This is a genomic window from Amycolatopsis acidiphila (genome assembly GCF_021391495.1).
Classification (GTDB): Bacteria; Actinomycetota; Actinomycetes; order Mycobacteriales; family Pseudonocardiaceae; genus Amycolatopsis_E; species Amycolatopsis_E acidiphila.
Genome location: NZ_CP090063.1, coordinates 4,123,039 through 4,146,118, shown reverse-complemented (window position 1 = coordinate 4,146,118; position 23,080 = coordinate 4,123,039). Strand labels below are relative to the sequence as shown.

Annotated in this window: 28 protein-coding genes and 1 pseudogene; 22 read left to right on the top strand and 7 right to left on the bottom strand. The window is 72.8% G+C overall.

Annotated elements, in window-relative coordinates; genetic code table 11:
• Positions 1-197: 197 nt before the first annotated feature.
• A complete protein-coding gene (locus tag LWP59_RS20210) occupies positions 198-1,166 on the bottom strand; it encodes an acetamidase/formamidase family protein (RefSeq protein WP_144637057.1) in 969 nt (322 codons plus the stop codon).
• The gene (locus LWP59_RS20205) at positions 1,163-1,867 is read right to left on the bottom strand and encodes a FadR/GntR family transcriptional regulator (protein WP_144637055.1); all 705 of its coding nucleotides are present in this window, start codon (positions 1,865-1,867) and stop codon (positions 1,163-1,165) included. The genes LWP59_RS20210 and LWP59_RS20205 overlap by 4 nt, the downstream gene beginning before the upstream one ends.
• Positions 1,868-1,916: 49 nt before the next feature.
• On the opposite strand from LWP59_RS20205, the gene LWP59_RS20200 reads away from it, so the two are divergent.
• Positions 1,917-3,062 (top strand): low temperature requirement protein A, encoded by a 1,146-nt coding sequence (locus tag LWP59_RS20200; RefSeq protein WP_144637053.1) that lies wholly within the window; start codon positions 1,917-1,919, stop codon positions 3,060-3,062.
• A gap of 10 nt (positions 3,063-3,072) precedes the next feature.
• Positions 3,073-3,828, top strand: a complete 756-nt coding sequence (locus LWP59_RS20195) for an adenylate/guanylate cyclase domain-containing protein (protein WP_144637051.1) — start codon at positions 3,073-3,075, stop codon at positions 3,826-3,828.
• On the opposite strand, the gene LWP59_RS20190 is transcribed toward LWP59_RS20195, so the two are convergent.
• On the bottom strand, positions 3,801-5,018 hold the full coding sequence (locus tag LWP59_RS20190; protein WP_229857498.1) for an RNA polymerase sigma factor: 1,218 nt from the start codon (positions 5,016-5,018) through the stop codon (positions 3,801-3,803). The two genes, LWP59_RS20195 and LWP59_RS20190, sit on opposite strands and share 28 nt — an antisense overlap.
• Entirely contained in the window at positions 5,015-5,371 is a 357-nt protein-coding gene (locus LWP59_RS20185; RefSeq protein WP_144637047.1) for a YciI family protein, read from the bottom strand. The genes LWP59_RS20190 and LWP59_RS20185 overlap by 4 nt, the downstream gene beginning before the upstream one ends.
• Before the next feature lie 164 nt (positions 5,372-5,535).
• On the opposite strand from LWP59_RS20185, the gene LWP59_RS20180 reads away from it, so the two are divergent.
• Entirely contained in the window at positions 5,536-6,222 is a 687-nt protein-coding gene (locus LWP59_RS20180) for a GPR1/FUN34/YaaH family transporter (RefSeq protein ID WP_144637046.1), read from the top strand.
• A gap of 3 nt (positions 6,223-6,225) precedes the next feature.
• Here LWP59_RS20180 and LWP59_RS20175 read toward each other — a convergent pair.
• Positions 6,226-6,424: pseudogene (locus LWP59_RS20175) on the bottom strand (response regulator transcription factor); the annotation flags it as partial.
• An 80-nt stretch (positions 6,425-6,504) separates the two neighbouring features.
• Here LWP59_RS20175 and LWP59_RS20170 point away from each other — a divergent pair.
• Complete coding sequence (locus LWP59_RS20170) at positions 6,505-7,140, top strand: hypothetical protein (RefSeq protein ID WP_144637044.1); 636 nt, start codon at positions 6,505-6,507, stop codon at positions 7,138-7,140.
• On the opposite strand, the gene LWP59_RS20165 is transcribed toward LWP59_RS20170, so the two are convergent.
• On the bottom strand, positions 7,085-8,482 hold the full coding sequence (locus LWP59_RS20165) for a pyridoxal phosphate-dependent decarboxylase family protein (RefSeq protein WP_144637042.1): 1,398 nt from the start codon (positions 8,480-8,482) through the stop codon (positions 7,085-7,087). The genes LWP59_RS20170 and LWP59_RS20165 overlap by 56 nt on opposite strands.
• A 94-nt stretch (positions 8,483-8,576) precedes the next feature.
• Between LWP59_RS20165 and LWP59_RS20160 the strand changes: the two genes are divergently transcribed.
• From LWP59_RS20160 to LWP59_RS20135, 6 genes are all read left to right on the top strand, one after another.
• On the top strand, positions 8,577-9,500 hold the full coding sequence (locus tag LWP59_RS20160) for a patatin-like phospholipase family protein (RefSeq protein ID WP_229857500.1): 924 nt from the start codon (positions 8,577-8,579) through the stop codon (positions 9,498-9,500).
• A gap of 50 nt (positions 9,501-9,550) precedes the next feature.
• Complete coding sequence (locus LWP59_RS20155; protein WP_222425493.1) at positions 9,551-10,375, top strand: endonuclease/exonuclease/phosphatase family protein; 825 nt, start codon at positions 9,551-9,553, stop codon at positions 10,373-10,375.
• An 86-nt stretch (positions 10,376-10,461) separates the two neighbouring features.
• On the top strand, positions 10,462-10,965 hold the full coding sequence (locus tag LWP59_RS20150) for a flavin reductase family protein (RefSeq protein ID WP_144637038.1): 504 nt from the start codon (positions 10,462-10,464) through the stop codon (positions 10,963-10,965).
• 68 nt (positions 10,966-11,033) lie between these two features.
• Complete coding sequence (locus LWP59_RS20145; RefSeq protein WP_144637036.1) at positions 11,034-11,447, top strand: CBS domain-containing protein; 414 nt, start codon at positions 11,034-11,036, stop codon at positions 11,445-11,447.
• A 6-nt stretch (positions 11,448-11,453) separates the two neighbouring features.
• Positions 11,454-12,143: a DsbA family oxidoreductase gene (locus LWP59_RS20140; protein ID WP_144637034.1), complete on the top strand. Its 690-nt coding sequence runs from the start codon at positions 11,454-11,456 to the stop codon at positions 12,141-12,143.
• A gap of 67 nt (positions 12,144-12,210) precedes the next feature.
• On the top strand, positions 12,211-13,449 hold the full coding sequence (locus LWP59_RS20135) for a flavin-dependent oxidoreductase (RefSeq protein WP_144637032.1): 1,239 nt from the start codon (positions 12,211-12,213) through the stop codon (positions 13,447-13,449).
• A 4-nt stretch (positions 13,450-13,453) separates the two neighbouring features.
• Here the strand turns inward: LWP59_RS20135 and LWP59_RS20130 are convergent, their stop codons facing one another.
• Positions 13,454-13,930, bottom strand: coding sequence for a cupin domain-containing protein (locus LWP59_RS20130; RefSeq protein WP_144637030.1), 477 nt, complete (start codon positions 13,928-13,930; stop codon positions 13,454-13,456).
• 101 nt (positions 13,931-14,031) lie between these two features.
• Between LWP59_RS20130 and LWP59_RS20125 the strand changes: the two genes are divergently transcribed.
• The 12 genes from LWP59_RS20125 (at position 14,032) to LWP59_RS41085 (ending at position 23,073) form a co-directional block, all read left to right on the top strand.
• Complete coding sequence (locus tag LWP59_RS20125; RefSeq protein WP_144637027.1) at positions 14,032-14,820, top strand: TIGR03620 family F420-dependent LLM class oxidoreductase; 789 nt, start codon at positions 14,032-14,034, stop codon at positions 14,818-14,820.
• A gap of 172 nt (positions 14,821-14,992) precedes the next feature.
• Positions 14,993-15,613, top strand: coding sequence for a D-sedoheptulose-7-phosphate isomerase (locus LWP59_RS20120; RefSeq protein ID WP_144637025.1), 621 nt, complete (start codon positions 14,993-14,995; stop codon positions 15,611-15,613).
• On the top strand, positions 15,610-15,855 hold the full coding sequence (locus tag LWP59_RS20115) for a HypC/HybG/HupF family hydrogenase formation chaperone (RefSeq protein WP_144637023.1): 246 nt from the start codon (positions 15,610-15,612) through the stop codon (positions 15,853-15,855). Before LWP59_RS20120 ends, LWP59_RS20115 begins: the two co-directional genes overlap by 4 nt.
• A 13-nt stretch (positions 15,856-15,868) precedes the next feature.
• Positions 15,869-16,546, top strand: coding sequence for a D-sedoheptulose-7-phosphate isomerase (locus tag LWP59_RS20110; protein ID WP_144637021.1), 678 nt, complete (start codon positions 15,869-15,871; stop codon positions 16,544-16,546).
• Positions 16,543-17,580, top strand: a complete 1,038-nt coding sequence (locus LWP59_RS20105; RefSeq protein WP_144637019.1) for an NADH-quinone oxidoreductase subunit B family protein — start codon at positions 16,543-16,545, stop codon at positions 17,578-17,580. Before LWP59_RS20110 ends, LWP59_RS20105 begins: the two co-directional genes overlap by 4 nt.
• 21 nt (positions 17,581-17,601) lie before the next feature.
• The gene (locus LWP59_RS20100; protein ID WP_144637017.1) at positions 17,602-19,392 is read left to right on the top strand and encodes a nickel-dependent hydrogenase large subunit; all 1,791 of its coding nucleotides are present in this window, start codon (positions 17,602-17,604) and stop codon (positions 19,390-19,392) included.
• 3 nt (positions 19,393-19,395) lie between these two features.
• Positions 19,396-19,920 carry a NifU family protein gene (locus tag LWP59_RS20095; protein WP_229857501.1) on the top strand — a complete coding sequence of 175 codons (525 nt, stop codon included), beginning with the start codon at positions 19,396-19,398 and terminating at the stop codon, positions 19,918-19,920.
• Positions 19,917-20,513: a DUF5947 family protein gene (locus LWP59_RS20090; protein WP_186383178.1), complete on the top strand. Its 597-nt coding sequence runs from the start codon at positions 19,917-19,919 to the stop codon at positions 20,511-20,513. Before LWP59_RS20095 ends, LWP59_RS20090 begins: the two co-directional genes overlap by 4 nt.
• On the top strand, positions 20,506-21,141 hold the full coding sequence (locus LWP59_RS20085; RefSeq protein WP_144637015.1) for a DUF6084 family protein: 636 nt from the start codon (positions 20,506-20,508) through the stop codon (positions 21,139-21,141). The genes LWP59_RS20090 and LWP59_RS20085 overlap by 8 nt, the downstream gene beginning before the upstream one ends.
• Positions 21,138-22,481, top strand: a complete 1,344-nt coding sequence (locus LWP59_RS20080) for a hypothetical protein (RefSeq protein WP_222425492.1) — start codon at positions 21,138-21,140, stop codon at positions 22,479-22,481. Before LWP59_RS20085 ends, LWP59_RS20080 begins: the two co-directional genes overlap by 4 nt.
• The gene (locus LWP59_RS20075; protein WP_229857502.1) at positions 22,478-22,972 is read left to right on the top strand and encodes a hydrogenase maturation protease; all 495 of its coding nucleotides are present in this window, start codon (positions 22,478-22,480) and stop codon (positions 22,970-22,972) included. Before LWP59_RS20080 ends, LWP59_RS20075 begins: the two co-directional genes overlap by 4 nt.
• A complete protein-coding gene (locus LWP59_RS41085) occupies positions 22,966-23,073 on the top strand; it encodes a DUF6893 family small protein (RefSeq protein WP_373299453.1) in 108 nt (35 codons plus the stop codon). Before LWP59_RS20075 ends, LWP59_RS41085 begins: the two co-directional genes overlap by 7 nt.
• The last annotated feature ends 7 nt before the right edge of the window (positions 23,074-23,080 follow it).

The following is a 23,080-nucleotide window of genomic DNA, read 5'->3' as shown; positions in this document are numbered from 1 at the left end:
CGAGCAACCCGCACGACTTCTTATAGCAGCAGGCGGCTAAGGCAACAGTGTGGGATCGAGCGGCGGCGGATGGCCGCCGCACCCTGCTGTCCTGCTCGAACGCGTCGCCGTAACCCGCCGGGGTGGGTTCGCTCCATGCCCTGCCCGCCACGCTGATACACGATGGATGACTGTCCGATACGCGGTAGCCGGCCGGCTCAGCGGATGGCGCCGTGCGGGAGCACCGCGTGCACGCCCCAGGTCTCGTTCGCTATCTGGGTGATGCGAAGGTCCACCGCGGCGCTCGCGAGGGCCAGCGCGGTCGGCCGGTCGAGGTCGTGCAGGGCCTGCAGCCAGGTGACCATGCCGTCCAGCGCGTCGCCCATGGCCTCGTTCAGGTCCGCCGAGAAGCCGAACGTGACGCGCCCGCGCGGGGTCTGCGCGTGGATCCCCGGGACCGGCGCCGAAGGCAGCACCTCCAGCACCACCTCCGTCGTCATCGGGCATTCGATCGCGGTCCCGCTGACCTCGCCGTCGCCCTGGGCGGCGTGGCCGTCGCCGAGCAGGAGGTGCGCGCCGGGCACCGTCACCGGCAGGTACAGCGTCGACCCGGCCACCAGTTCGCGGCAGTCGATGTTGCCGCCGCCCGCGGTGCGCGGCGGGATCGTCGAATGCTCGCCCGGCTCCGCGGGCGGCAGGCCGATCACCCCGAGGAAAGGTGCCAGCGACACCGTGTGCCCGAGGTTGTTCGTGCCCGTCTCGCCGTCCAGCTCCCACAGCAGCCACGCCGGCGGCCCCTCGGCCACCCCGAGTCGCCGCGACAGCCAGTTGTCCTTCGAGGCCGCGACGGTCCAGCCCCAGTCACCGGGCCGGATCGACGTCAGCCGCACGGCGAGGACCGTGCCCGGCTCCGCGCCCCGCACCTCGATGGGACCGGTGAGGCAATGGCCCCGGCGGTTCTCGAACATCTTCGGCGGCCGGTCGCCCGGCACCCGGTGCCGTTCGAGGCTGCCGTGTGAGTCGAGCGAAGTCACGACGACCGTGTCGCCGGAGTCGACCGTGAGCACCGCCGGGGTGTCGCGGCTGAACACCGCGACGGTGGTGGCGGGGGAGGGATCGAGTCGATGCCTGGTGCCGTCCGCGGCGCTCCGGGGATCACGCTCGCCGCGTGCGGCGCCGCCGGTCATGTCTCGTCCGGGTCCCAGCTCAGCAGCCGCACGCGCCGGACGGTGTCCAGATGTGCCCGCATCGCCTCGGCCGCGGCCGGCGCGTCCTGGGCCCGGATCGCCTCGGCGATCCGGGTGTGCTGGGCCAGCGACTGCGGCGGCCGGTCGGGCTGGTGCAGCGACTCGTGCCGGGTCTCGGCGATCTGGTCGGCGATCTTGGCCATGAAGTCGGCCAGCAGCTCGCTGTGCGCGGCGGCTGTCACCGCGGCGTGGAAGCGGCGGTCCCCGTCCTCGCCGTACGCCCCCCGCCCGATCTCGGCGCGCATCACCGAGAGCGCGGCGTCGAGTTCCGCGAGGTCGGCTTCGCTCCGCCGGACGGCGGCGAGCTCGGCGAGCTTGGTCTCCATCGCCTCGCGGGCGTCGAGCACGTCCGGCAGCCGCCGGCGTCGCTCGACGAGCCTCTCCACCGGCTCGGGGTACAGGCTGTCGGTGCGCAGGTAGGTGCCGCCGCCGTGCCGGATCTCCACCAGCCCCTGTACTTCCAGCACGACGATGGCCTGTTTGAGCGAGGCGCGGCTGACGCGCAGCCGGTCGGCGAGGTCCCGTTCCGAGGGCAGCCGGTCGCCGGACTTCAGGCCCGCCGCGTCGGCGTACGCACGCAGCTGCGTCACCACCTGTTCGTACAGGCGGGGCCGGGCGACCGGGCGGAGCGGATCGGACACGCCGCCCAGCCTAGTGGATGAGTGGCTCAGCCAGCCCGATACTGACCGTGTGGCGGAGGAGACCGAGCGGCACGCGTCCTGGCTGGAGCTGTTCTTCGACCTGGTGGCCGTCGCGGGTGTCGCGCAACTGGCGCATCTGGTGCACGAAAGCACGTCGCTCGGTGACGTCGGGCTGTACGTGGTGTGCTTCCTGGCGTTCTGGACGGTCTGGATGTGCTTCACCGTCTACGGCAACGTGACCCGCGGTGCCGCGCGGACGGCGCCGGTGCTGGGCGCGATGCTCGCGCTGGCGATCATGGCGGCCGCCGTCGGTCACCTGGAGGCGGACCGGGCGAAGGCGTTCGCCATCGCCTACATCGCGGCGCGGGCGCTGTCCGACCGGGTGTGGCAGAACCGCACCTCGGTCCGGATCGTCGTCGACTGGCCGGTGGCGCAGATCGGGCTGGGCGTCGTCCCGTGGGTCGTGTCGCTGTGGGCGGACGCGCCGTGGCGCTATGGGCTGTGGGCGCTCGGGCTCGCGGTGGACCTGCTGATCACCTTCACGGTCACCGGCGAGCGGATGGCGGCCGGGCTCGGCGGGCGGCGGGGCGAGCAGCGGCGGCGCCCGGTGCCGCAGTCGTCGGAGCCGGTGCACCTGGACGCCGCGCACTTCGGCGAGCGGCTGGGCCTGTTCATGATCATCGTGCTCGGCGAGGGCGTCCTGGTCGTGACGGAGGGGATGACCTCGGCCGAGCACTGGACGGGCGCGGTCTACCGGGTGGTCTTCGGCGCACTGGGGCTGCTCGCCGCGTTGTGGGCGGTCGCGCTGCAGGGCGGGTTCGGCGGGATCCCCTTCCTCCGCGCGAACGCGCTGCGCCCCCGGCTCATGCTGCCGGCGCACTGCCTGACGGCCGGCATCCTCGCCGCGCTGGCGAGCGGGCTGGGCGACCTGGTCGGGCACGAGCACGTCAGCACCGGCACCCGGTGGCTGCTGTGCGGCACGGTCGCCGCGCTGTGCGTGCTCGGCGCACTCGCCGGGGCGGCGGCCGGCCGCGGCGCGCGCTGGACGGTGGCGGTGCTGGCGCCCGGGCTCCTCGTGCCCGCACTGGTCGGGTTCCTGCACCCCGGGCCGCTCGCGACCGTCTGGCCGCTGACCGCCGCGGTGGTCGCGCAGCTGGCCGTGACGCGGTTCCTGCCGCGGCCTACGCGCCAGTAGGGTTTGCCGGGTGAGTGACGAGCCGAAGGTGCGGCGGTGGCTGCGCGACGCGGACCGGCACGGGGCCGCGGTGCGCGCGGCACGGGCGTTGCGCCGGCTGACCCCCGGCGCGGAGCAGGTCGCGCTGCCCAGCGCGGACCGCCCCTCGGACCGGGTCGCGCGGCTGATCGCGCAGGCCGGTGGCGACCAGCCGAGCGCGGCCCGCGAGCTGGGGCTCGCCGCGGTGCAGGTGTGGCAGGCGCTGTCGCGCCCCGGCGTCGCCGGCGGCGAGGTCACCATCCTGTTCACCGACCTGGTCGGCTTCTCCGGCTGGGCGCTCGAGGCGGGCGACGACGCGGTGCTGCGGTTGCTGCGCGAGGTCGGCGACGTGACCACCGCCGTGGTCGGGCGGCGTGGCGGCAAGGTGGTCAAGTCCCTGGGCGACGGCGTGATGGCGGTGTTCGCCGAGACGGGTGCCGCGATCGAGGCGGCGGCCGAGGCGTGCACGGCGGTCAGCGCGATCACCCTCGACGGCTACCGGCCCCAGCTGCGCACCGGCCTGCACACCGGCCGCCCGCGCCGGGTGGGACGGGACTACCTGGGCGTCGACGTGAACGTGGCCGCCCGGGTCGCCGCGGCGGCCGCCGGCGGCGAGGTGCTGGTGTCCGGTCCGGCACTGGCCAAAGTGGACAGTGAGCGCTACGTCGTGCGGCGGCGGCGCAGGTTCCGCGCGAAGGGCACGCCCAAGGACCTCGACGTCTACTCGGTCGTGCCCCGGCACGCCTGACGCCGCAGGAACTGCCGTTCCGCCGCATTGTCCGTGCGGGCGATGGCCGCCTCGTACGCCTCGGCGGCCTCCGCCGTCCGGCCGAGCCGCCGGAGCAGGTCCGCGCGGATCGCGTGGAACAGGTGGTACTTCGACAGGTCCAGCTCCTCGACCAGGCGCAGCGCGGCGGCCGGGCCCTCGGCCTCGCCGACCGCGACCGCCCGGTTCAGCGCGACGACCGGTGTCGGGCCGACGGCGAGCAGCCGGTCGTACAACCGCACGATCTGCCGCCAGTCGGTGTCCGCCGCGGTGCGGGCGTCGCTGTGCACGGCGTTGATCGCGGCCTGGATCTGGTAGGGCCCCGGCTGCCCGCGCCGCAGGCACTGCCGCACCAGCCCCTGGCCTTCGGCGATCAGGTCGCGGTCCCAGCGTTCGCGGTCCTGCTCGGCGAGCGGGACCAGCTCGCCCTCGGCGCCCGTCCGGGCCGGGCTGCGCGCGTGCGTCAGCAGCATCAGCGCGAGCAGGCCCAGCGTCTCGGGTTCGTCGGGCATCAGCCCGGCGAGCAGGCGGCCCAGCCGGATCGCCTCCGCGCACAGGTCCTCGCGCACGAGCCGGTCCCCGGAGCTGGCGGTGTGGCCCTCGGTGAAGATCAGGTAGAGGACCGCCAGCACGCCACGCAGCCGGCCGGGCAGGTCGGCGTCGCCCGGCACCCGGTAGGGGATCCGCGCGTCCCGGATCTTGGCCTTGGCGCGCACCAGCCGCTGGGCCATCGTGCTCTCCGGCACGAGGAACGCCCGCGCGATCTCGGCGGTGCTCAGCCCACCGAGCAGCCGCAGCGTGAGCGCGACCCGGGCGGCGGGCGCGAGCGCCGGGTGACAGCAGGTGAAGATCAGCCGAAGGCGTTCGTCGCGCACCGGTCCCTCCTCCTCCTCCTCCTCCGCGCCGGCGGCGTGCAGCAGCACCGCCTGGGCGTGCCGGTCCTCGCGCGAGGCCTCCCGCCGCAGCCGGTCGATGGTCCGGTTGCGGGCGGTCGTGATCAGCCAGCCCGCCGGGCTCGGCGGGAGCCCGGCCTCCGGCCAGTGCGCCACCGCGGCGGCGAACGCGTCCTGGACCGCCTCCTCGGCGAGGTCGATGTCGCCGAAGACGCGGACCAGGACGGCGACCGCGCGCCCGTACTCCGCGCGGAAGACCCGTTCGATGTCGGGGTTCACCGAGCCGGTTCGTCCACGAACGGCCGCACCTCGACCGGCAGGGTCGTCGCGAGCGCGCCCCTGCGACCCCATTCCAGCGCGGCGTCGAGGTCGGGCACGTCGATGATGGTCAGCCCGCCGATGTACTCCTTGCCCTCCGCGAACGGCCCGTCGGTGACCAGCACCTCGCCGTCCCGCGGGCGCAGCATGGTGGCGGTGGCGGGTTCGTGCAGGCCGCCGCTGAAGACCCAGGAGCCGGCTTCCCGCAGCTCATCGCGCCAGGCCTGGACGCTCGCCATGATGCCCTCGAGCACCGCCGGGGCGGGGCGCTCGGCGCCGGCGGGCTGGTACACGCTGATCAGGTACTTCGTCATCGGGTGCTCCTCGTGCCGGTTTCCGCTTGTCACTGCCTACACGAACGGCACCCGCCCGGATCGACACCGGGAACGACGTGTCTCAGATTGAGACCCGCGGCCGGGCCGGGCGGGCCTGTAATCGTCCCGATAGGACAGCCCACTTCGAGCACAGGTGGATCGCCATGTCGCAACTGCAGAGCAACGAGGTTCCGGCTACTCCCACACACCACGAGGTCCGAGAGATGGTCGAGCGCGAGGCACCCGCCGCACCCGCCGGGGTGCTGGTCGGCGCGGGTGGTGACCCGCTCATCATCGGGCTGCCCATCTTCGCGGTCGGCTCGCTGGCACTGGGCATGGCCCTGATCGGGGTCGTGCCGGCGACCGCGCTGGGCGCCATAGTCCCGATCGTCGTGTTCGGCACCGGGCTGTACCTGGCGGTGGTGACCATCTGGGCCGCCCTGCTCGCGCAGACCATGGTCGCCGGCATCACCGGTACGTTCTCCGGGTTCTGGCTCAGCCTCGGCGCGCTGCTGGTCGGGCTGACCCACAACTGGTACGGGGTGGGCCCGGACCAGGCCGGCGGGGCCCAGGAGCTGTTCTTCATCGCCTGGGGCTGCCTGTTCCTGTTCCTGCTGGTCCCGTGCCTGCGCCTGCCCGCGGTGTACCCGGCGGTGGTCGCGCTCGTCGTGGTCGCGCTCGCGCTGTCCGCGGCCGCCGTGCACACCGGCAACACCGACCTGCTGACCGTGGCGGGCTACGTCATCCTGGCGTTCGCGTTCCTCGGGTTCTGCGCCTTCGTCAACGTCGGCCTGACCGCGATGGGCGCGAAGCGGCCGTTCCCGCCGCTGGGCCGGGCGCCGATCAGCTGAGGTTCAGATGAGCCCGTGGCGCAGGGCGTAGTAGACCGCGTGCGTGCGGTTGCGCAGGCCGAGCCTGGCGGTGAGGTTGCAGGATGTTCTTCACCGTCCGCTCGGAGTAGCGCATCCGGGCGGCGACGTCGGCGGTGTCGAGACCGTCGGCGAGCAACCGCAGCACGCTGGTCTCGCGTTCGGAGAGCCCCGTCAGCGACAGTCGCGCAACGGCTGCTGGAGCGGGCGGACGGCGACGAGCACCGCAACGCGTTCGACTTCCTCTACCTCAGCCGCGACGGGATGCTGGGCGAGTTCTACCCGTGGGAGGCGATCCTGACCGCCCGCGCGGAACCGGCCGCTCCCGCGGACGAGCACGCCGTGCTCGAGTTGATGGCGCAGCAGGTCGGTACGGGGGCCGCGCGGCTGGCCGAGCGCTGGTGGCGGGTCCAGCCGGAGGCCTTCACGGTGCTGCGCCGCCGCGACGGCGGCATCGAGGGCCTCATGGTGCTGCCGCGGCTGACCGAGGGGCCGCTGCCGGTGCCAGGGGACCCGGTCGCGCGGGCCGCGCTCGCCTGGTCGCGGGAGCACCGGCCGCTCGGGCCGGGCGAGCAGATCGTGCTGGGCCGCTGGCTGGTGGGCGAGGCGAGCCATCCCGCGACACACGGCAGCATCCCGCTGACCTGCCGGCTGACCCTGTGCGGGACGACCACGCCGGGGACGGCGCTGAGCTACACCGTGCTCCCCGAAGGCGACCTGTGGGCGCCGGTGCTGTCGTTCGCGGGCCACCGGCGCCTGCCGGAGCTGACCGATGTGGACGGCCGCCGCCGCACCCCGTTCGTGTTCGACTGGCAGGAGACCCCGCCGCGGGAGTGGCTCCGGATCATGGAGGACCGGCAGCTGGAAAGGCTGCGCCCCGTTCCCGCCGGAACGCGCTGAGCACGGCCCCGGCCGCGCGGTCGACGTCGCCGGCGGTGGTGCGCCAGCTCGACACCGAGATCCGCATGTACTCCCGGCCGTGCCAGCGCGTGCCGCCCATCCAGCAGACGCCCGAGCGCTGCACGGCGGCGAGCACCCGTCGGGTCCGCTCGTCGTCGCCGAACGCGGCCAGCACCTGGTTGAGCACCACCTCGTTGCCGATCTCGACGCCCGCGTCCGCCAGCAGGCCGGCGAACCGCCGGGCGAGCGCGCAGCACCGGTCCACCAGCTCGGCCAGCCCGCCGCGGCCGAGCTGGCGCAGCGCCGCCCAGGTCGCGAAGCCGCGGGCACGCCGGGAAGACTCCAGCGCGAACGCGCTGGGGGCGCGGAAGCCGTCCTGGCCGGTCAGGTACGCCGCGGTGTAGGCCGTCGCGGCGGCGTGTGCCTCCGGGTGCGCGCAGAAGGCGTAGCCGCTGTCGTAGGGCACGTTGAGCCATTTGTGGCCGTCGGTGGACCACGAGTCGGCGGCCTCGACCCCGGCGGTGATCGGGCGCAACGTCGGGCTCGCCGCCGCCCACAGCCCGACCGCGCCGTCGACGTGCACCCACGCGCCACGGCGGTGCGCGGCCTCGACGGCGGCGGGGAAGTCGTCGAACGAGCCGGTGTTGACGTCGCCCGCCTGCAGGCACACGATGCTCGGACCGTCCACATCGGACAGCACGCGGGCGAGCTCGCCGACGTCGGTCCGGCCCTGCGGGTCGGTGCGCACGGGCACGACGGCGCCGGTGCCCAGGCCCAGCAGCCGCAGCGAACGGTCGATGGTCGCGTGCCGGTCGGCGTTGACCACGACCCGGATCCGCGGCGCGCCGGGCAGCCCGTCGCGTTCGACGTCCCAGCCCGCCCGCGCGAGCACGTGGTGCCGGGCGGCGGCGAGGCAGACGGTGTTGGCTGCCTGGCCGCCGGTGACGAACCCGGACGACGCGGTGGCCGGCAGCCCGAGCAGCTCCTTGAGCCAGCTCGCGGCGACGTCCTCGACGGCCGCGGCGGCGGGGGAGCTGATCGCGTTGAAGCCGTTCTGGTCCCAGCCCGTGGTCAGCACGTCCGCCGCCGTGGCCGCGTCGAGCGCGCCACCGGTGACGAAGCCGAAGTACCGCGGGCCCGTGTTCGCCACGAGCGCGGGTTCGGCCGCCTTCACCAGCTCATCGACCACCTCCGCGGCCGGTGCCGGGCCCTCGGGCAGTGTGCCGAGCGCGTCCCGGACGGCTTCCGGACCCGTCTCGGGGAAGACGCGGGCCTCGGCGGCCTGCTCCCGGAAGTCGGCGGCGTGGGCCGCGGCGGCGATGAGCAGCTCCCGAAGCTCCATGCCGCGACTGTAGCCGGGGCCACGCCGACCGAATCGCCCGATTGGTCCGCGAGAACGTGAAAAGCCCGGAAGATCACCGGCTACTGTCGGGTAGGTGAGCGTTTCGGTGCTTGAGCTGGTGCGCGCGCGGGCCGGGGAGGGCAGCGTTCCGGGGGCACGGAGCGACCCGTACCGGCTGGCGCTGGCGATCGAGGGCGGCGGCAGCCGGGGGACCTATTCGAGCGGGATGGCCGTCGAGCTGGAGCGGCGCGGGCTGGTCCAGGTGTTCGACGACGTCTACGGCTCGTCGATGGGGGCGATCACCGGGGCGTGGCTGCTCTCCGGCAAGGCCGAGCACGGCTCGTCGTTCTGGTGGCATCCCGAGGTGCTGCCCAACGTCATCCGGCCGCGCGCGGCGCTGCGCCGGAAACCGGTGGTGGACCTGGAGTTCCTGATGAACGAGGTCTACCAGCAGTGGGCGGGGCTGGACTTCGCCGGCGTGCTCGCCGACCCGGTCCGCCTGCACCCGGTCGCCACCGACGCCGACACCGGGAAGGCCGCGGACCTGGCGCCCCACCTGAGCGACGCCGAGTCGCTCAAGCTCGCCCTGCGTGGCTCGGCCGGGCTGCCCCTGCTCGCGGGACCGCTGGTCTCGCTCGGCGGCCGCCGCCTGCTCGACGGCGGCCTCACCGAGGCGATCCCGTTCCACACGGCGCTGCGCCACGGCTGCACCCACGTGCTCGTGCTGCGCACCCGGCGGGCCGACGAGCGCGCGCAGTCACCGGCGCGGGTCGAGGACCTCGCCGTGCGGGCGTTCCTGCGCCGTACCGCGCCCGCCACCCTCGGCGCCTGGCGCACTCGCCCGGAGCGCCGGCGCGCCGACGACGAGCGGCTGGCCGGAGGGGGCCCGCTCGCCCAGGTCCTCGTCCCGCCCGGCGCGCCGGAGGTCTCGCGGCTCGCCGTCGACCCGGCCCTGCTGCGCCGCGCGTTCGACCTCGGGACCGCGGCGATGGCGACGGCGCTCGACATCGGGAGGTAGTTCACCGGAAGTCCGGCGGGTGCCGGGGGTCCGCCCGTACGTTGTGCACCGTGAAGAACTCCGCCCGCCTCGCCGGCTGCCTGCTCTGCGCCCTGACCCTGACCGCGCTCGCCGTGGCACCCGCCGACGCCGCGCCCGCCCACCTGACGGTCGCGACGTACAACATCCACGCCGGAGCGGGCGAGGACGGCGGGTACGACCTCGACCGGACCGCGGGGGCGATCCGCGCGCTCGGCGCCGACGTGATCGGGCTGGAAGAGGTCGACGTGCACTGGGGCGAACGCAGCGACTTCGCCGACGAGGCACGGGACCTGGCCGCGAAGCTGGGCATGCGGGTGTTCTTCGCGCCCATCTACGACCTCGACCCGCCGACGGCGGGGGCACCGCGGCAGCAGTTCGGGGTCGCCGTCCTGAGCCGGTTCCCCGTGGTGGACAAGGAGAACCACGAGATCACCCGGCTCTCCACGCAGACCACCGACCCGGTGCCCGCCCTCGCGCCGGGCTTCGCCGAGGTCGTGGTGAACGTCCGCGGCACGTTCGTGCACTTCTACTGCACCCACCTGGACTACCGGCCGGACCCGGCGGTACGCGCCCGCCAGGTGGAGGACATGCTCGGCGTGCTCGGCCAGGACCGCGGGCCGAAGATCCTCGTCGGCGACTTCAACGCGGAGGCGGGCGCGCCGGAACTGGGTCCACTGTGGACCGCGTTGCGGGACGCCGCGCCGGGCGGCCCCGCCAGCTATCCGGCGGCCGCCCCGGTCAGCCGGATCGACCTGGTGACCGTCTCGCCCGGGGTCCGGGTCCTGGCCACCTGCACGGCGGAGACGCTCGCCTCGGACCACCGCCCGGTCGTGGCGGACGTGGTGGTGCGCTGAGCGTTTTGGGGCGCAGCGCGCGGGTGTCACGGGCTGTTCGCGGGCCGTGCTGACACGGCCACCCGGGGGAGGGGTAGCTTCCGGGCATGCCCGAAGCGGATCACACCGGCGAGCAGTTCCACCGTCTGGTCGGCATGCTCGACTACTCGATGTTCATCGTGACCGCCGCGGCCGGGGAGACCCGCGCCGGCTGCCTGGTCGGCTTCGCCGCGCAGTGCAGCATCTCGCCGCCGCGGTTCATGGTGTGGCTCTCGAAGAACAACCACACCTTCACCGTCGCCGAGCGCAGCGGCTCGCTCGGGGTGCACCTGTTGTCCCGCAACGAGTTCGAGCTGGCCCGGTTGTTCGGCTCGTGCACCGGGTTCGAGCGGGACAAGTTCGCCGAGTGCGCCTGGCGGCCGGGCCCGGACGGGGTGCCGCTGCTCGAGGACTGCCCGGGCGTGTTCGTGGGGGAGATCCTCCAGCGCCACGACACCGGCGACCACGTCGGGCTCCTGCTGCGGCCGTCCGCCGCCAGGGCGGCCCGCGAAGCGGTGCCGCGGCTGACCTTCCGGGACGTGCGCGACCTCGATCCGGGCAACGAGGCCTGACCTGCCGTTTGGCCGGCCTCCCACCGGGTACGCGGACCGGTGGAGGACGCGTAGGAAGTGAGGCAGCGATGACCAAGGCACGAGAGATCATGACCCGCGACCCGAAGTGCGTGCGCACCAGCGACACGGTGCTCGACGCCGCGCGGCTGATGGCGGAGCTGAACGTCGGGGCCCTGCCGATCTGCGGGGAGGACGACCGGCTCAAGGGCATGCTGACCGACCGCGACATCGTCGTGCGGGTGCTCGCCGAGGGCAAGGACCCGCGTGCGATCCGGGCCGGCGACCTGGCACAGGGCGAGGTGGTGACGATCGGCGCGGACGACGAGGCGGACGAGATCTTCCGCACCATGGCGCAGCACCAGGTGCGCCGGCTGCCGGTGATCGACGGCCACGACCTGGTGGGCATCGTGGCGCAGGCGGACGTGGCGCGCGCGCTCGACGACCCGAAGGTCGGCGATCTGCTGGAAGCGCTTTCCCGGTAGCCGGCGATGTCCCGACCCGAGGTGCGCCGGGGAACCGTCGTCGCCTACACCGACGTCGCCTGCCCGTGGTCGACCGTTGCGATCGCGCGGTTGCTCCGCGCCCGCGACGAGCTGGGCCTGACCGGGCAGGTGCGCCTGGACCACCGGTGCTTCCTGCTCGAGGACGTCAACTCGTCCCCGTTGCCGAAGCGCTTCCTCGAGTCCGAGATCCCGGTGGCCGGGGCGCTCGAGCCGCGGCTGGGCTGGCGGCCGTGGCAGGGCGACCCGGCGGACTGGCCCGTCACGAGCGCACCCGCGAACGAGGCCGTGCACGCGGCGAAGGAGCAGTCCGCGGCCGCCGCCGAGGAGCTGGACCTCGCGCTGCGGCAGGCCTTGTTCCGGGACAGCCGGTGCATCTCGATGCACCACGAGATCGTCGCCGTGGCCCGGGAGTGCCCGCACGTCGACGCGGACGCGCTGCGCGAAGCGCTCGACGACGGGCGAGCCCGGGCCCCGATGATGCGCGACTACCGCGAGCACCGCGACGACGTGCAGGGCAGCCCGCACTTCTTCTTCGCCGACGGCTCCGACGCGCACAGCCCTGGCCTCGAACTGCGCTGGGAGGGCGAGCCGGGCGCCGGGTTCCCCGTGGTCGAGCACGACGATCCGGCGGTCTTCGCGCAGCTTGTCCGCCGAGCGGCGGCGGGCGTCAGCTGAAAGGCGGTGGCGCGAACCGTGCAAACCGGCCATCCTGGGCGGTCTGGGGACCGCACGGGAGGGTGCTATGCGGATCATCATCGTAGGAGCGGGGATCGGCGGACTGGTCACGGCGCTTCGGCTGCGGCACGAGGGGATCGACTGCGAGGTCCATGAGCAGAGCGACCCCATCCGCGAACTGGGCGTGGGGATCAACGCACTGCCGCACGCGGTGCGCGAGCTGACCGAGCTGGGATTGCTGGACCGCCTCGTCGACATCGGCATCAGGACTCGCGAGCTGGTGTACACGCACCGGCTCGGGCACGAGATCATGCGCAGGCCCTGCGGGCTGACCGCGGGGTTCACGCTGCCGCAGGTCAGCCTGCACCGGGGCCGGCTGCAGGGCATGCTGCTGGCCGCGGTGCGGGAACGCCTCGGCCCGGACGCGGTCCGGGCGGGGCACCGGCTCGTCGGCTTCGAGCAGGATGCGGACGGCGTGCTGGCGCGCTTCGCCGGGCGCGGCGACGAGGTGCGCGCCGAGGTCCGGGGTGACGCGCTGATCGCCGCGGACGGTATCCATTCGGTCGTGCGGAGCACGTTCTTCCCGGACGAGGGCCCGCCGCGGTGGAACGGCGTGCTGATGTGGCGGGGCGCCCGGGAGTGGCCGGCGTTCGGCGGCGGGGACCAGATGGTCATCGCCGGCGGGACGGCGGCGAAGTTCGTGGTCTACCCGATCGCCCGGGGGAGCGAGCCCGGTACGCGCCTGACGAACTGGGCGATCTGCACGCGCACGGGCCGGCCCGGGGACCCGCCGCCGCAGCGCCAGGACTGGTCGCGTCGCGTCGACCCGGCGGGGCTGACCGAGCTGGTGGCCCGCTTCCGGAGCCCGTTCGTGGACCTCGCCGCGCTCATCGCCGCGACGGCGGAGTGCTTCGAGTTCCCGATGTGCGACCGCGACCCGCTGCCGTACTGGACCCAGGGCCGGGTGACGCTGCTGGGCGACGCGGCGCACCCGATGTATCCGATGGGCTCCAACGGCGCCGGTCAGGCGATCCTCGACGCGACAAGCCTGAGCGGCCACCTGGCCGGCCACGCCGACCCCGCCGAGGCGCTGCGGGCGTACGAGAAGGACCGCCTCGCCGCCACCGCCGAGGTCGTGGTGCGCAACCGGGCCGGCGGCCCGGAGAGCGTCATCGACGAGGTCGAACGCCGTGCCCCGGAAGGGTTTTCGCGGATCGAGGACGTGCTCGACCCCGAGGCGCTCGAGGCGGCCGTCGCGGGCTACGCGAAGGCCGCCGGGGCGTCGCGGGACCAGGTCAACCGGTGAGCCGTCAGGCTCCTTCGACCGTGCCCGGCGGCAGGAACCGGACGTCGCACTCCGCGGACACCCGCACGACCTCGTCGGGGTCGGTGAGGTCGTGCAGCTTGTCGAACAGCTCCGCGAGGCGCCCGGCGGGGCTGACCCAGAACAGCCCGCGCGTGGGCGCTTCGCCACGGTTGTAGTAGGCGTGGGGCAGCCCGCGCGGCATCCGCACGGTGTCGCCCGGGCCCGCGGTCTCCCACTCGCCGTCGAGGTAGAGGGTGAACACGCCTTCGAGGATGTAGATGTGCTCGTCCTGCGTGGGGTGCACGTGCGGCGGGACGCCGGTGCCGGGCGGGTCGTAGGTCTCGAACGCGAAGCTCGACTCGCTCGCCGCCTTCATCGAGTAGGTGTGCCCGAGGACGTTCCACACCTTCTTCCGCATGCCCTCGCTCGCGAGCGTGATCCCCTTGGGCAGGGACCCGAGCACGATCTCCTCGCCGGTCATGGCACCTCCTGGCCGTCGCGCGGTCGTCAGCCCGCCGACCTTACCGCGGTGCGGGCGCGGCCCGGCGGAACAGAACCGGCGGCCGGGCGGTTGGCAAGCACATGACGAACCTCGGCCCGATCGGCGCCGCGACCGGTTCCGGCGACGTGGCGACCGCGGCCGAGCTGGAAGAGCTCGGCTACGACACGCTCTGGCTGCCCGGCGGGCAGGAGAACAACCTCGCGCGGGTGGCGGACGTCGTCCGCGCCACGAGCGGGATCACGGTGGCGACCGGCATCCTGTCGGTCGACCAGGTGCCGGCGGCCGAGGTCGCCCGGACGTACGCGACCCTGGCCGAGACCCACCCCGGCCGATTCGTGCCCGGCCTCGGCGGCGCGCACGGCGCGAAGCCGCTGGCGACCCTGCGCGCGTACCTCGACGAGCTGGACCCCGTCGTGCCCGCCTCCGCTCGGATCCTGTCCGCGCTCGGGCCGAAGATGCTCCAGCTGGCCCGTGACCGCGCCTTCGCCGCGTACCCGTTCCTCGTCACCCCGGACTACGTCGCCTCCGCCCGGGAGCTCGTCGGGCCGGACACCCGGCTGGCCGTCCTGCTGAGCGTGGTCGCGGAGGCCGATCCCGTGCCGGCCCGCGAGGCCGTGCGTGGTGGATCATTGCGATTCCTTGCCGGAATACCGGGCTATGCCGCCAACTTCCGGCGGATGGGCTTCACCGCCGGCGAGATCGCCGGCCTGGCCGACCGCCTCGTGGACGGCGTCACGGTCTGGGGCGACTTCGACACCGTCGTCGGGCGGTTGCGCGAGTACCGCGCCGCCGGCGCCGACCAGCTCGTGATCCAGCTGGACGGGCTGCCCCGGGAATGGTGGGCCGGGCTCGCCACGGCGCTGCGCTGACGAACCGCCCGTCCACAGTAGACGACCGATCCTTGTATAACGGCCTATACGGCGCCGCTGGGTAGTGCGCCAATCGAGGGACGCGCAAGCCTGCCGGCTGCTGACCCTTGCGTGATACAGGTCACAGGTCCTACTTTGGACTGATCCAACCAGACGCGGGGAAGTGACAGCCATGCCGGAGGTTTCCGGCTCCACGTCCGCGGTTCGTGAACTCTTCACCCGCCGCGAAGCACCGGTGCGCGACCTGGCCGGGCAGTCCGGGGAAGTCGCACTGGCCTGTCACGACATGGCCGCCCGGTTCCACCGCGGCGGGAAGCTCGTCGTGTTCGGCAACGGCGGGACCAGCACCGATGCCCAGCACGTCGCCGTCGAGTTCGTCCATCCGGTGATCGTCGGGAAGCGGGCCCTGCCCGCCATCTCCCTCACCGCGGACATCGCGACGCTGACCGGCGTCGCCAACCGGGACGGCCTCGCCGAGGTCTTCGCACACCAGATCCGCGTCCTCGCCGAGCCCGCCGACATCGCCCTCGGCATCTCCACCGACGGCGAGTGCGAGAACGTGCTGCGCGGGCTGGCCGTCGCACACGGGCTCGGGATGCTGACGATCGCGCTCACGGGCGGCGACGGCGGCCGGATCGCCCGCGCGGCGGGAGTGGACCACGTGCTGCTCGCCCGCTCGGCCGACCCGCAGGTGGTGAAGGAAGTGCACGTCACGACCTACCACGTGCTGTGGGAGCTCGTCCACGTCTTCTTCGAGCAGCCGGGCGTGCTCGATCCGGGGGTGGTCGCATGAGCGACCGTGAAGCCGACAGAGCATCCGGCCCCGGGTGTCACGACGGCGTCTGCATCACCTGTTCGGACGCCGCGGTCGAGGTCACGGTGGTACAGCTGCTCGACCAAGGGCTGGCAGTCGTGGACACCGGGGAGAGCCGGGAAGAAGTCAGTGTCGCACTCGTGTCCGCGGCCGTGGGCGACACGATCCTGGTGCACGCCAGGGAGGCCATCGCCGTAGTCGGGGAAAGTTCACAGCCATAGGGAAGTGAACGCCATGCCGGGGGAGCCGGCGTCATTGGAGACGCTGTATCCGTTCCTCTATGCCGGGGCAGGCGACCTGGACGCCGTCCTCGCCCAGGTCAGACAGTCTACAATGGACAAAGTTGGCGAGATCATCGCGTTGCGGGCACGGGTACTCGAGGCCGATGCCGCCCGGATCCAGGAGTGCGCAGGCCGGATGGCGCGCGCCTTCGCCGGTGGCGGGCGGCTGTTCGCCTTCGGCAACGGCGGCAGCTCCACCGACGCGCAGGATCTGGCGGGCCTGTTCGTCGGGCCGCCCGGGGAAGCCACCGCGCTGCCGGCGTTCGGGCTGACCAACGACATCGCGGTGCTGACCGCGTTGTCCAACGACGTCGGCTTCGACGTGGTGTTCGCCCGCCAGCTCGGCGCGTTCGGCCGGGCCGGTGACATCGCGGTCGGGTTGTCCACCAGCGGCAACTCGGCGAACCTGCTCCGCGCCTTCGACGAGGCGGCACGCCGGGGCATGGTCACGATCGGGATCGCGGGGTACGACGGCGGGAAGATGGCCGAACTGGAGTCGATCGACTACCTGTTCGTGGTGCCCTCGCCGTCGGTGCACCGGATCCAGGAAGCGCAGACGACCCTGTACCACGCGCTGTGGGAGCTCACTCTCGCCGCGCCGGCCGACGAACCCGAGGGTGATCGCCCATGAGCGACGAAGAGAAACCCATTCACCTGCTCTGGATCAACGCGGGACTGTCCTGCGACGGGGACTCGGTGGCGCTGACCGCCGCGACCCAGCCCAGCATCGAGGAGATCGTGCTCGGCGCGCTGCCCGGCCTGCCCAAGATCGCGGTGCACTGGCCGCTGATCGACTTCGAGTGCGGGCCCGACAAGGGCGCCGACACGTTCATCGAATGGTTCTACAAGGCCGATCGCGGCGAGCTGGAACCGTTCGTGCTGGTGATCGAGGGCTCCATCCCCAACGAGGCGATCAAGCAGGAGGGGTACTGGTGCGGCTTCGGCAACAACCCGGAGACGGGCCAGCCGATGACGACCAGCGAGTGGCTCGACCGCCTCGCCCCCAAGGCGCTGGCGGTGGTCGCCGCGGGTACCTGCGCGACCTACGGTGGCATCCACGCCATGGAGGGCAACCCCACCGGTGCGATGGGCGTGCCCGACTACCTCGGCTGGGACTGGAAGTCGGCCGCGGGCATCCCGATCGTCTGCATCCCCGGCTGCCCGACGCATCCGGACAACTTCTCCGAGACCCTGCTGTACCTGCTCTACCAGGCGGCGGGCCAGGCGCCGATGATCCCGCTCGACGAGCACCTGCGCCCCACGTGGCTGTTCGGGCAGACCGTGCACGAGGGCTGCGACCGCGCCGGGTACTACGAGCAGGGCCAGTTCACCACCGAGTACGGCTCGCCCAAGTGCCTGGTCAAGATCGGCTGCTGGGGCCCGGTGGTCAAGTGCAACGTGCCCAAGCGCGGGTGGATCAACGGCATCGGCGGCTGCCCCAACGTGGGCGGGATCTGCATCGGCTGCACGATGCCCGGCTTCCCCGACCGGTTCATGCCGTTCATGGACGAGCCGCCGGGCGCGCACATCTCGTCGATGGCCAGCGGCGCCTACGGCTCGGTGATCCGCAGGCTGCGCTCGATCACCGAGCGCAAGGCCGACACCGAGCCGAAGTGGCGCACCAAGGGCAAACAACTGCACACCGGCTACCGCGCTCCGTGGTGACCGACGACGAAAGGCCCGAACATGGCTACCACCGCACGCCGGAGCACTCCCACCACGAAGGACAGCCAGCTGGTGGAGATGGCCTGGGACCCGATCACCCGCATCGTCGGCAGCCTCGGCATCTACACCAAGATCGACTGGTCCGCCAAGCGCGTCGTGGAGTGCCACAGCACGTCGTCGGTCTTCCGCGGCTACAGCATCTTCATGAAGGGCAAGGACCCGCGCGACGCGCACTTCATCACCAGCCGGATCTGCGGGATCTGCGGGGACAACCACGCGACCTGCTCGGTCTACAACCAGAACATGGCCTACGGCGTGCGTCCGCCGCACCTTGCCGAGTGGATCATCAACCTCGGCGAGTCCGCCGAGTACATGTTCGACCACAACATCTTCCAGGAGAACCTGGTCGGGGTGGACTACTGCGAGAAGATGGTCGCCGAGACCAACCCCGGGGTGCTGGAGCAGGCCAACCGCACCGAGGCGCCGCACGCCGGCGAGCACGGCTACCGCACCATCGGTGACATCATGCGCTCGCTCAACCCGCTGGAGGGGGAGTTCTACCGGGAGGCGCTGCAGGTCAGCCGCTCCACCCGGGAGATGTTCTGCCTCATGGAGGGCAGGCACGTGCATCCGTCCACGCTGTACCCGGGCGGGGTCGGCACGGTCGCCACCATCCAGCTGTTCACCGACTACCTGACCCGGCTGATGCGCTACGTGGAGTTCATGAAGCGGGTCGTGCCGATGCACGACGACCTGTTCGACTTCTTCTACGAGGCCCTGCCCGGCTACGAGGAGGTCGGCAGGCGCCGCATCCTGCTCGGCTGCTGGGGCAGCCTCAACGACCCTGACTACTGCGACTTCAGCTACGAGAACATGGCCGACTGGGGCCGGAAGATGTTCGTCACCCCGGGCGTGGTCGTGGACGGCAAGCTCGTCACCACCAGCCTGGTCGACATCAACCTCGGCATCCGGATCCTGCTGGGCAGCTCCTACTACGAGGACTGGGACGGCGAGGACGTGTTCGTCACCAGGGACCCGCTGGGCAACCCGGTCGACCAGCGGCACCCGTGGAACCAGCACACGATCCCCAAGCCCGCCAAGCGGGACTTCGACAAGCAGTACTCGTGGACGATGTCGCCGCGCTGGTTCGACGGCAAGGACCACCTGCCGCTGGACACCGGCGGCGGCCCGATCGCGCGGCTGTGGACCACCGCGCTGGCGGGGCTGGTGGACACCGGCTACGTCAAGGCCACCGGGCACAGCGTGCAGATCAACCTGCCGCGCACGGCGACCAGGCCCGAGGCGAGCTTCGAGTGGAAGATTCCACAGTGGAGCAACGCGCTCGAGCGCAACCGGGCCAGGACCTACTTCCAGGCCTACGCCGCGGCGATGGCACTGCACTTCTGCGACAAGGCGCTGGCGGAGGTGCGCGCGGGCCACACCAAGACGTGGGAGCCGTTCACCGTGCCCGACGAGGGCGTCAGCTGCGGGTTCACCGAGGCGGTCCGCGGCGTGCTGTCGCACCACATGGTCATCAAGGGCGGGAAGATCGCGAACTACCACCCGTACCCGCCGACACCGTGGAACGGCAGCGTCCGCGACAGCTACGGCACCCCGGGCCCGTACGAGGACGCGGTGCAGAACACGCCGATCTTCGAGGAGAACAACCAGGACAACTTCAAGGGCATCGACATCATGCGGGCCGTGCGCAGCTTCGACCCGTGCCTGCCGTGCGGGGTGCACATGTACACCGGCAACGGGAAGGTGCTGGAGAAGGTGCACACCCCGCATGCGTTCAACGCCGGGATGTGAGCCGTGGACCCGGTGCAGGCGGTCGGGGAGCGGATCGAGCAGCTGCTCGACGAGGTCGAGGGCCGCGAGGCCGCGGAGGAGCTGGTGCACGCGCTGATGGAGCTCTACGGCGCCGGGCTCTCCCGGGTCCTCGAGCTGGCCGGCGACGCCGTGGTCGCGCGGCTGGCCGACGACGAGCTCGTGCGCGGGCTGCTGATCCTGCACGACCTGCATCCACTGTCCACAATGGAACGGGTGACGGCCGCGCTCGAGCGGGTGCGGCCGTACCTGGGCACCCATGCCGGTGACGTCGAGCTGCTCGGCATCGGCGAGGACGGCGTCGCGCGGCTGCGGCTGAAAGGCACCTGTGACGGCTGCCCGTCCTCGGCGGTGACGGTGCAGCAGGCGATCGAACGGGAGATCCTGACGGCGGCGCCGGAGATCGCCGCGATCGATGTGCAGGGCATGGTGCCCGACGCCGGTCCCGGCGGGCGGCCGCTGCTGCCGCTGGAAGCCGTCGAATGCCCGGTACCGGGCGGCGGGCGATGACCGCGCCACTGCGGCGGTTCCTGCGCCCGGCGCCCCGCCCGGCGCCGGGCGAGCAGTGCGAGATGTGCGCCGAACCGCTGTCCGAACGGCACTCGCACGTGATCGACCTGGACTCGCGGGCGATCATGTGCACCTGCCGCGGCTGCTACCTGCTGTTCACCCGGCCCGGCGCGGGGCGGCACCGGGCGGTGCCGGAGCGGTACCTGCACGCGCCGGACTCACCGGCGGGCCGGCGGCTGCGGGAGTCCGCGGGCATCCCGGTGCGGATGGCGTTCTTCTTCGTCAACTCACGCCAGAACCGCCCGGTCGCGTTCTACCCGAGCCCGGCGGGTGCCACCGAGTCGCTGCTGTCGCTCGACGAGTGGGAGCAGCTGCGGGCGGAGTTCGGCACGCTGGAGCCCGACGTCGAGGCGCTGCTCGTCAACGGCGACGAGGCCTTCCTGGTGCCGATCGACGTCTGCTACGAGCTGGTCGGGCTGGTGAAGCTGCACTGGCGCGGCTTCGACGGCGGCACCGAGGCGTGGGAGGCGATCGACGGGTTCTTCGCGGAGCTTCGCCGCCGCAGCCGGACGGTCGTGGCCGACGGTGGTTGAGCTGAGCTTCGACTGCAGCGACGTGCGCCCGATGCGGTTCGCCGCCGGGCCCACGCTGCAGTTCCGGCTGCACGTGGCCGACATCAGCCGCACCGAGATCCACGCGATCGCGCTGCGCTGCCAGATCCGGATCGAACCGCAGCGCCGCCGCTACGAGCCCGGCGAGTCCGAGCTGCTGGAGAGCCTCTTCGGCGACCCGTCCCGGTGGGGCCAGACGCTCAAGCCCTTCCAGTTCGCGAGCGTGTCGGTGATGGTGCCGAGCTTCACCGGCGCCTGCGAGGTCGAGCTGGAGGTGCCGTGCAGCTACGACCTCGAAGTGGCCGCGGGCAAGTACTTCCACGCCCTGCGCGACGGCGTGGTGCCGATGGCCCTGCTGTTCTCCGGCACCGTGTTCGGCAAGGGCGAGCGCGGGTTCTGGATCGAGCAGGTGCCCTGGCACGCCGAGGCCTCCTACCGGATGCCGGTGCGGGTGTGGGGCGAGCTGATGGACCGGTACTTCCCGGCGTCCTCCTGGATCCGGCTGCACCGGGAGACGGTGGACGCGCTGCTGCGGTACAAGGCGCGCCACGCCATCCCGACCTGGGACGCGGCGATGGACACCCTGCTGGCCGGGGAGGCCGAGTCATGACCGTGTTCGACCAGGCGAAGGCCATCGGGGACGCGGTCCTCTACGAGGGGTACCTGCTCTACCCGTACCGCGCGTCGTCGGCGAAGAACCGGGTGCGCTGGCAGTTCGGCGTGCTGATGCCCCCGGCGTTCGCCTCGCCCGAGGCAGGCGAGCACGCCGGCTGCCGGACCGAATGCCTGCTCGAACCCCGCGGCCGCGCCGTGCTGCACCTGAGGCTGCGGTTCCTGCAGGTCCAGCGGCGCTCGGTGCACGAGCGCCTGCCGGACGGGCGGTACCGGGAGGTGCCGCGCCTGACCGTCGGCGACACCGAGCACACGACCTGGGACGAGGCCGTCGAGCAGGAGGTCGACGCCGTGCTGGGCGTCGAGGAGCTGATCGCGCAGCAGAACGTCGTCCCGTTCGCGATCGACGGCCGCGAGGTCGCGGAGTCCCTCGGCGAGGCCGGCACGGTCATGCGGCGCAGCTGGCCGCTCACCGGGGACCTGCGCGTGCGCGCCGAGCCGCTGACCGGGCCGTACGGCGGGCTGCGCCTGGCCGTCGAGGTCGTCAACACCACCGAATGGGCCGAGCCGGAGCCCACCCGCGAAACGGCCCTGCGGCGCGCCCTGCTCGCGGCCCACGTGGTGCTCGCCGTGGAGTCCGGGCGGTTCCTGTCCCTGGTGGACCCGCCCGAGTGGGCGAAGCCCGCGGCCGAGGCCTGCCGCAACGAGCGCCTGTGGCCGGTGCTGATCGGCGAGCCGGGGCAGGACGAGGCGGTGCTCGCGTCGCCGATCATCCTCTACGACTATCCCGCGATCGCCCCGGAGAGCCCGGGGGAGCTGTTCGACGGCACCGAGATCGACGAGATCCTCACCCTGCGCACGATGGCGCTGACCGAGGAGGAGAAGCGTCAGGCCCGGGCGACCGACCCACGTGCCCGCGCCGTGGTCGACCGGGCCGACGACATGCCGCCCGAGCTGCTCGACCGGCTGCACGGCACGATCCGCTACCTGCGCTCGGTCACCGGCGAGCCGGAACCGGCGCGACCGGACGTGCCGTGGTGGGACCCGGGCGCGGACGCGTCGGTCTCGCCGGAGACCGACTCGGTGACGATCGCCGGCGAGGCCGTGGCCGCGGGCAGCCGGGTGCGGCTGCGGACCGGGCTGCGGCGCAGCGACGCGCAGGACATGTTCCTCGACGGCCGCACCGCGACCGTGCGCGCCGTGCTGTCCGATGTGGACGGTCACCGGCACCTGGCGGTCACCCTGGACGAGGACCCGGCCGCCGAGCTGCAGCAGGCACACGGCCGCTACCGCTACTTCTCGCCGGACGAGGTCGAGCCACTGGGGGAGCAGCCGTGAAGCGCGTGCTGGTGGCCGGGATCGGCAACATCTTCCTCGGCGACGACGGGTTCGGCGTCGAGGTCGCCAGGCGGCTGGCCACCGCCGGGCTGCCGCCGCAGGTGCAGGTGGCCGACTACGGGATCAGCGGGCTGCACCTGGCCTACGAGCTGCTGGACGGCTACGACACCACGATCCTCGTCGACGCCGCCCCGCGTGGCGGCGAGCCGGGGACGGTGTACGTCATCGAGCCGGGGGACGGCGGGGACGAGCCCGCCGGGCCCCTGGACGCGCACGGGATGCAACCGGACGTCGTGCTGCGGCTGCTGCGCACCCTCGGCGGCGACACCCGGCGGGTGCTGGTCGTCGGCTGCGAGCCGGCGGACGTCGGGGAAGGGATCGGGCTCAGCCCGCGGGTCGCCGCCGCGGTGCCTGCAGCCGTGGAGCTGGTCATGGAACTCGCGTGCGGCCCCGCCGCCGCGACGGTCGAACCGGGAGGTGCGAAATGGTGATACGTGGGCTGCTGGTCGTGAGCCTGATCGGGTTGGTGGTGCTGCTCGTCCGGACGGTCGGGCCCGACGTGCGCCGCTACGCGCGCATCAGCAGGATGTGAGGCCGCC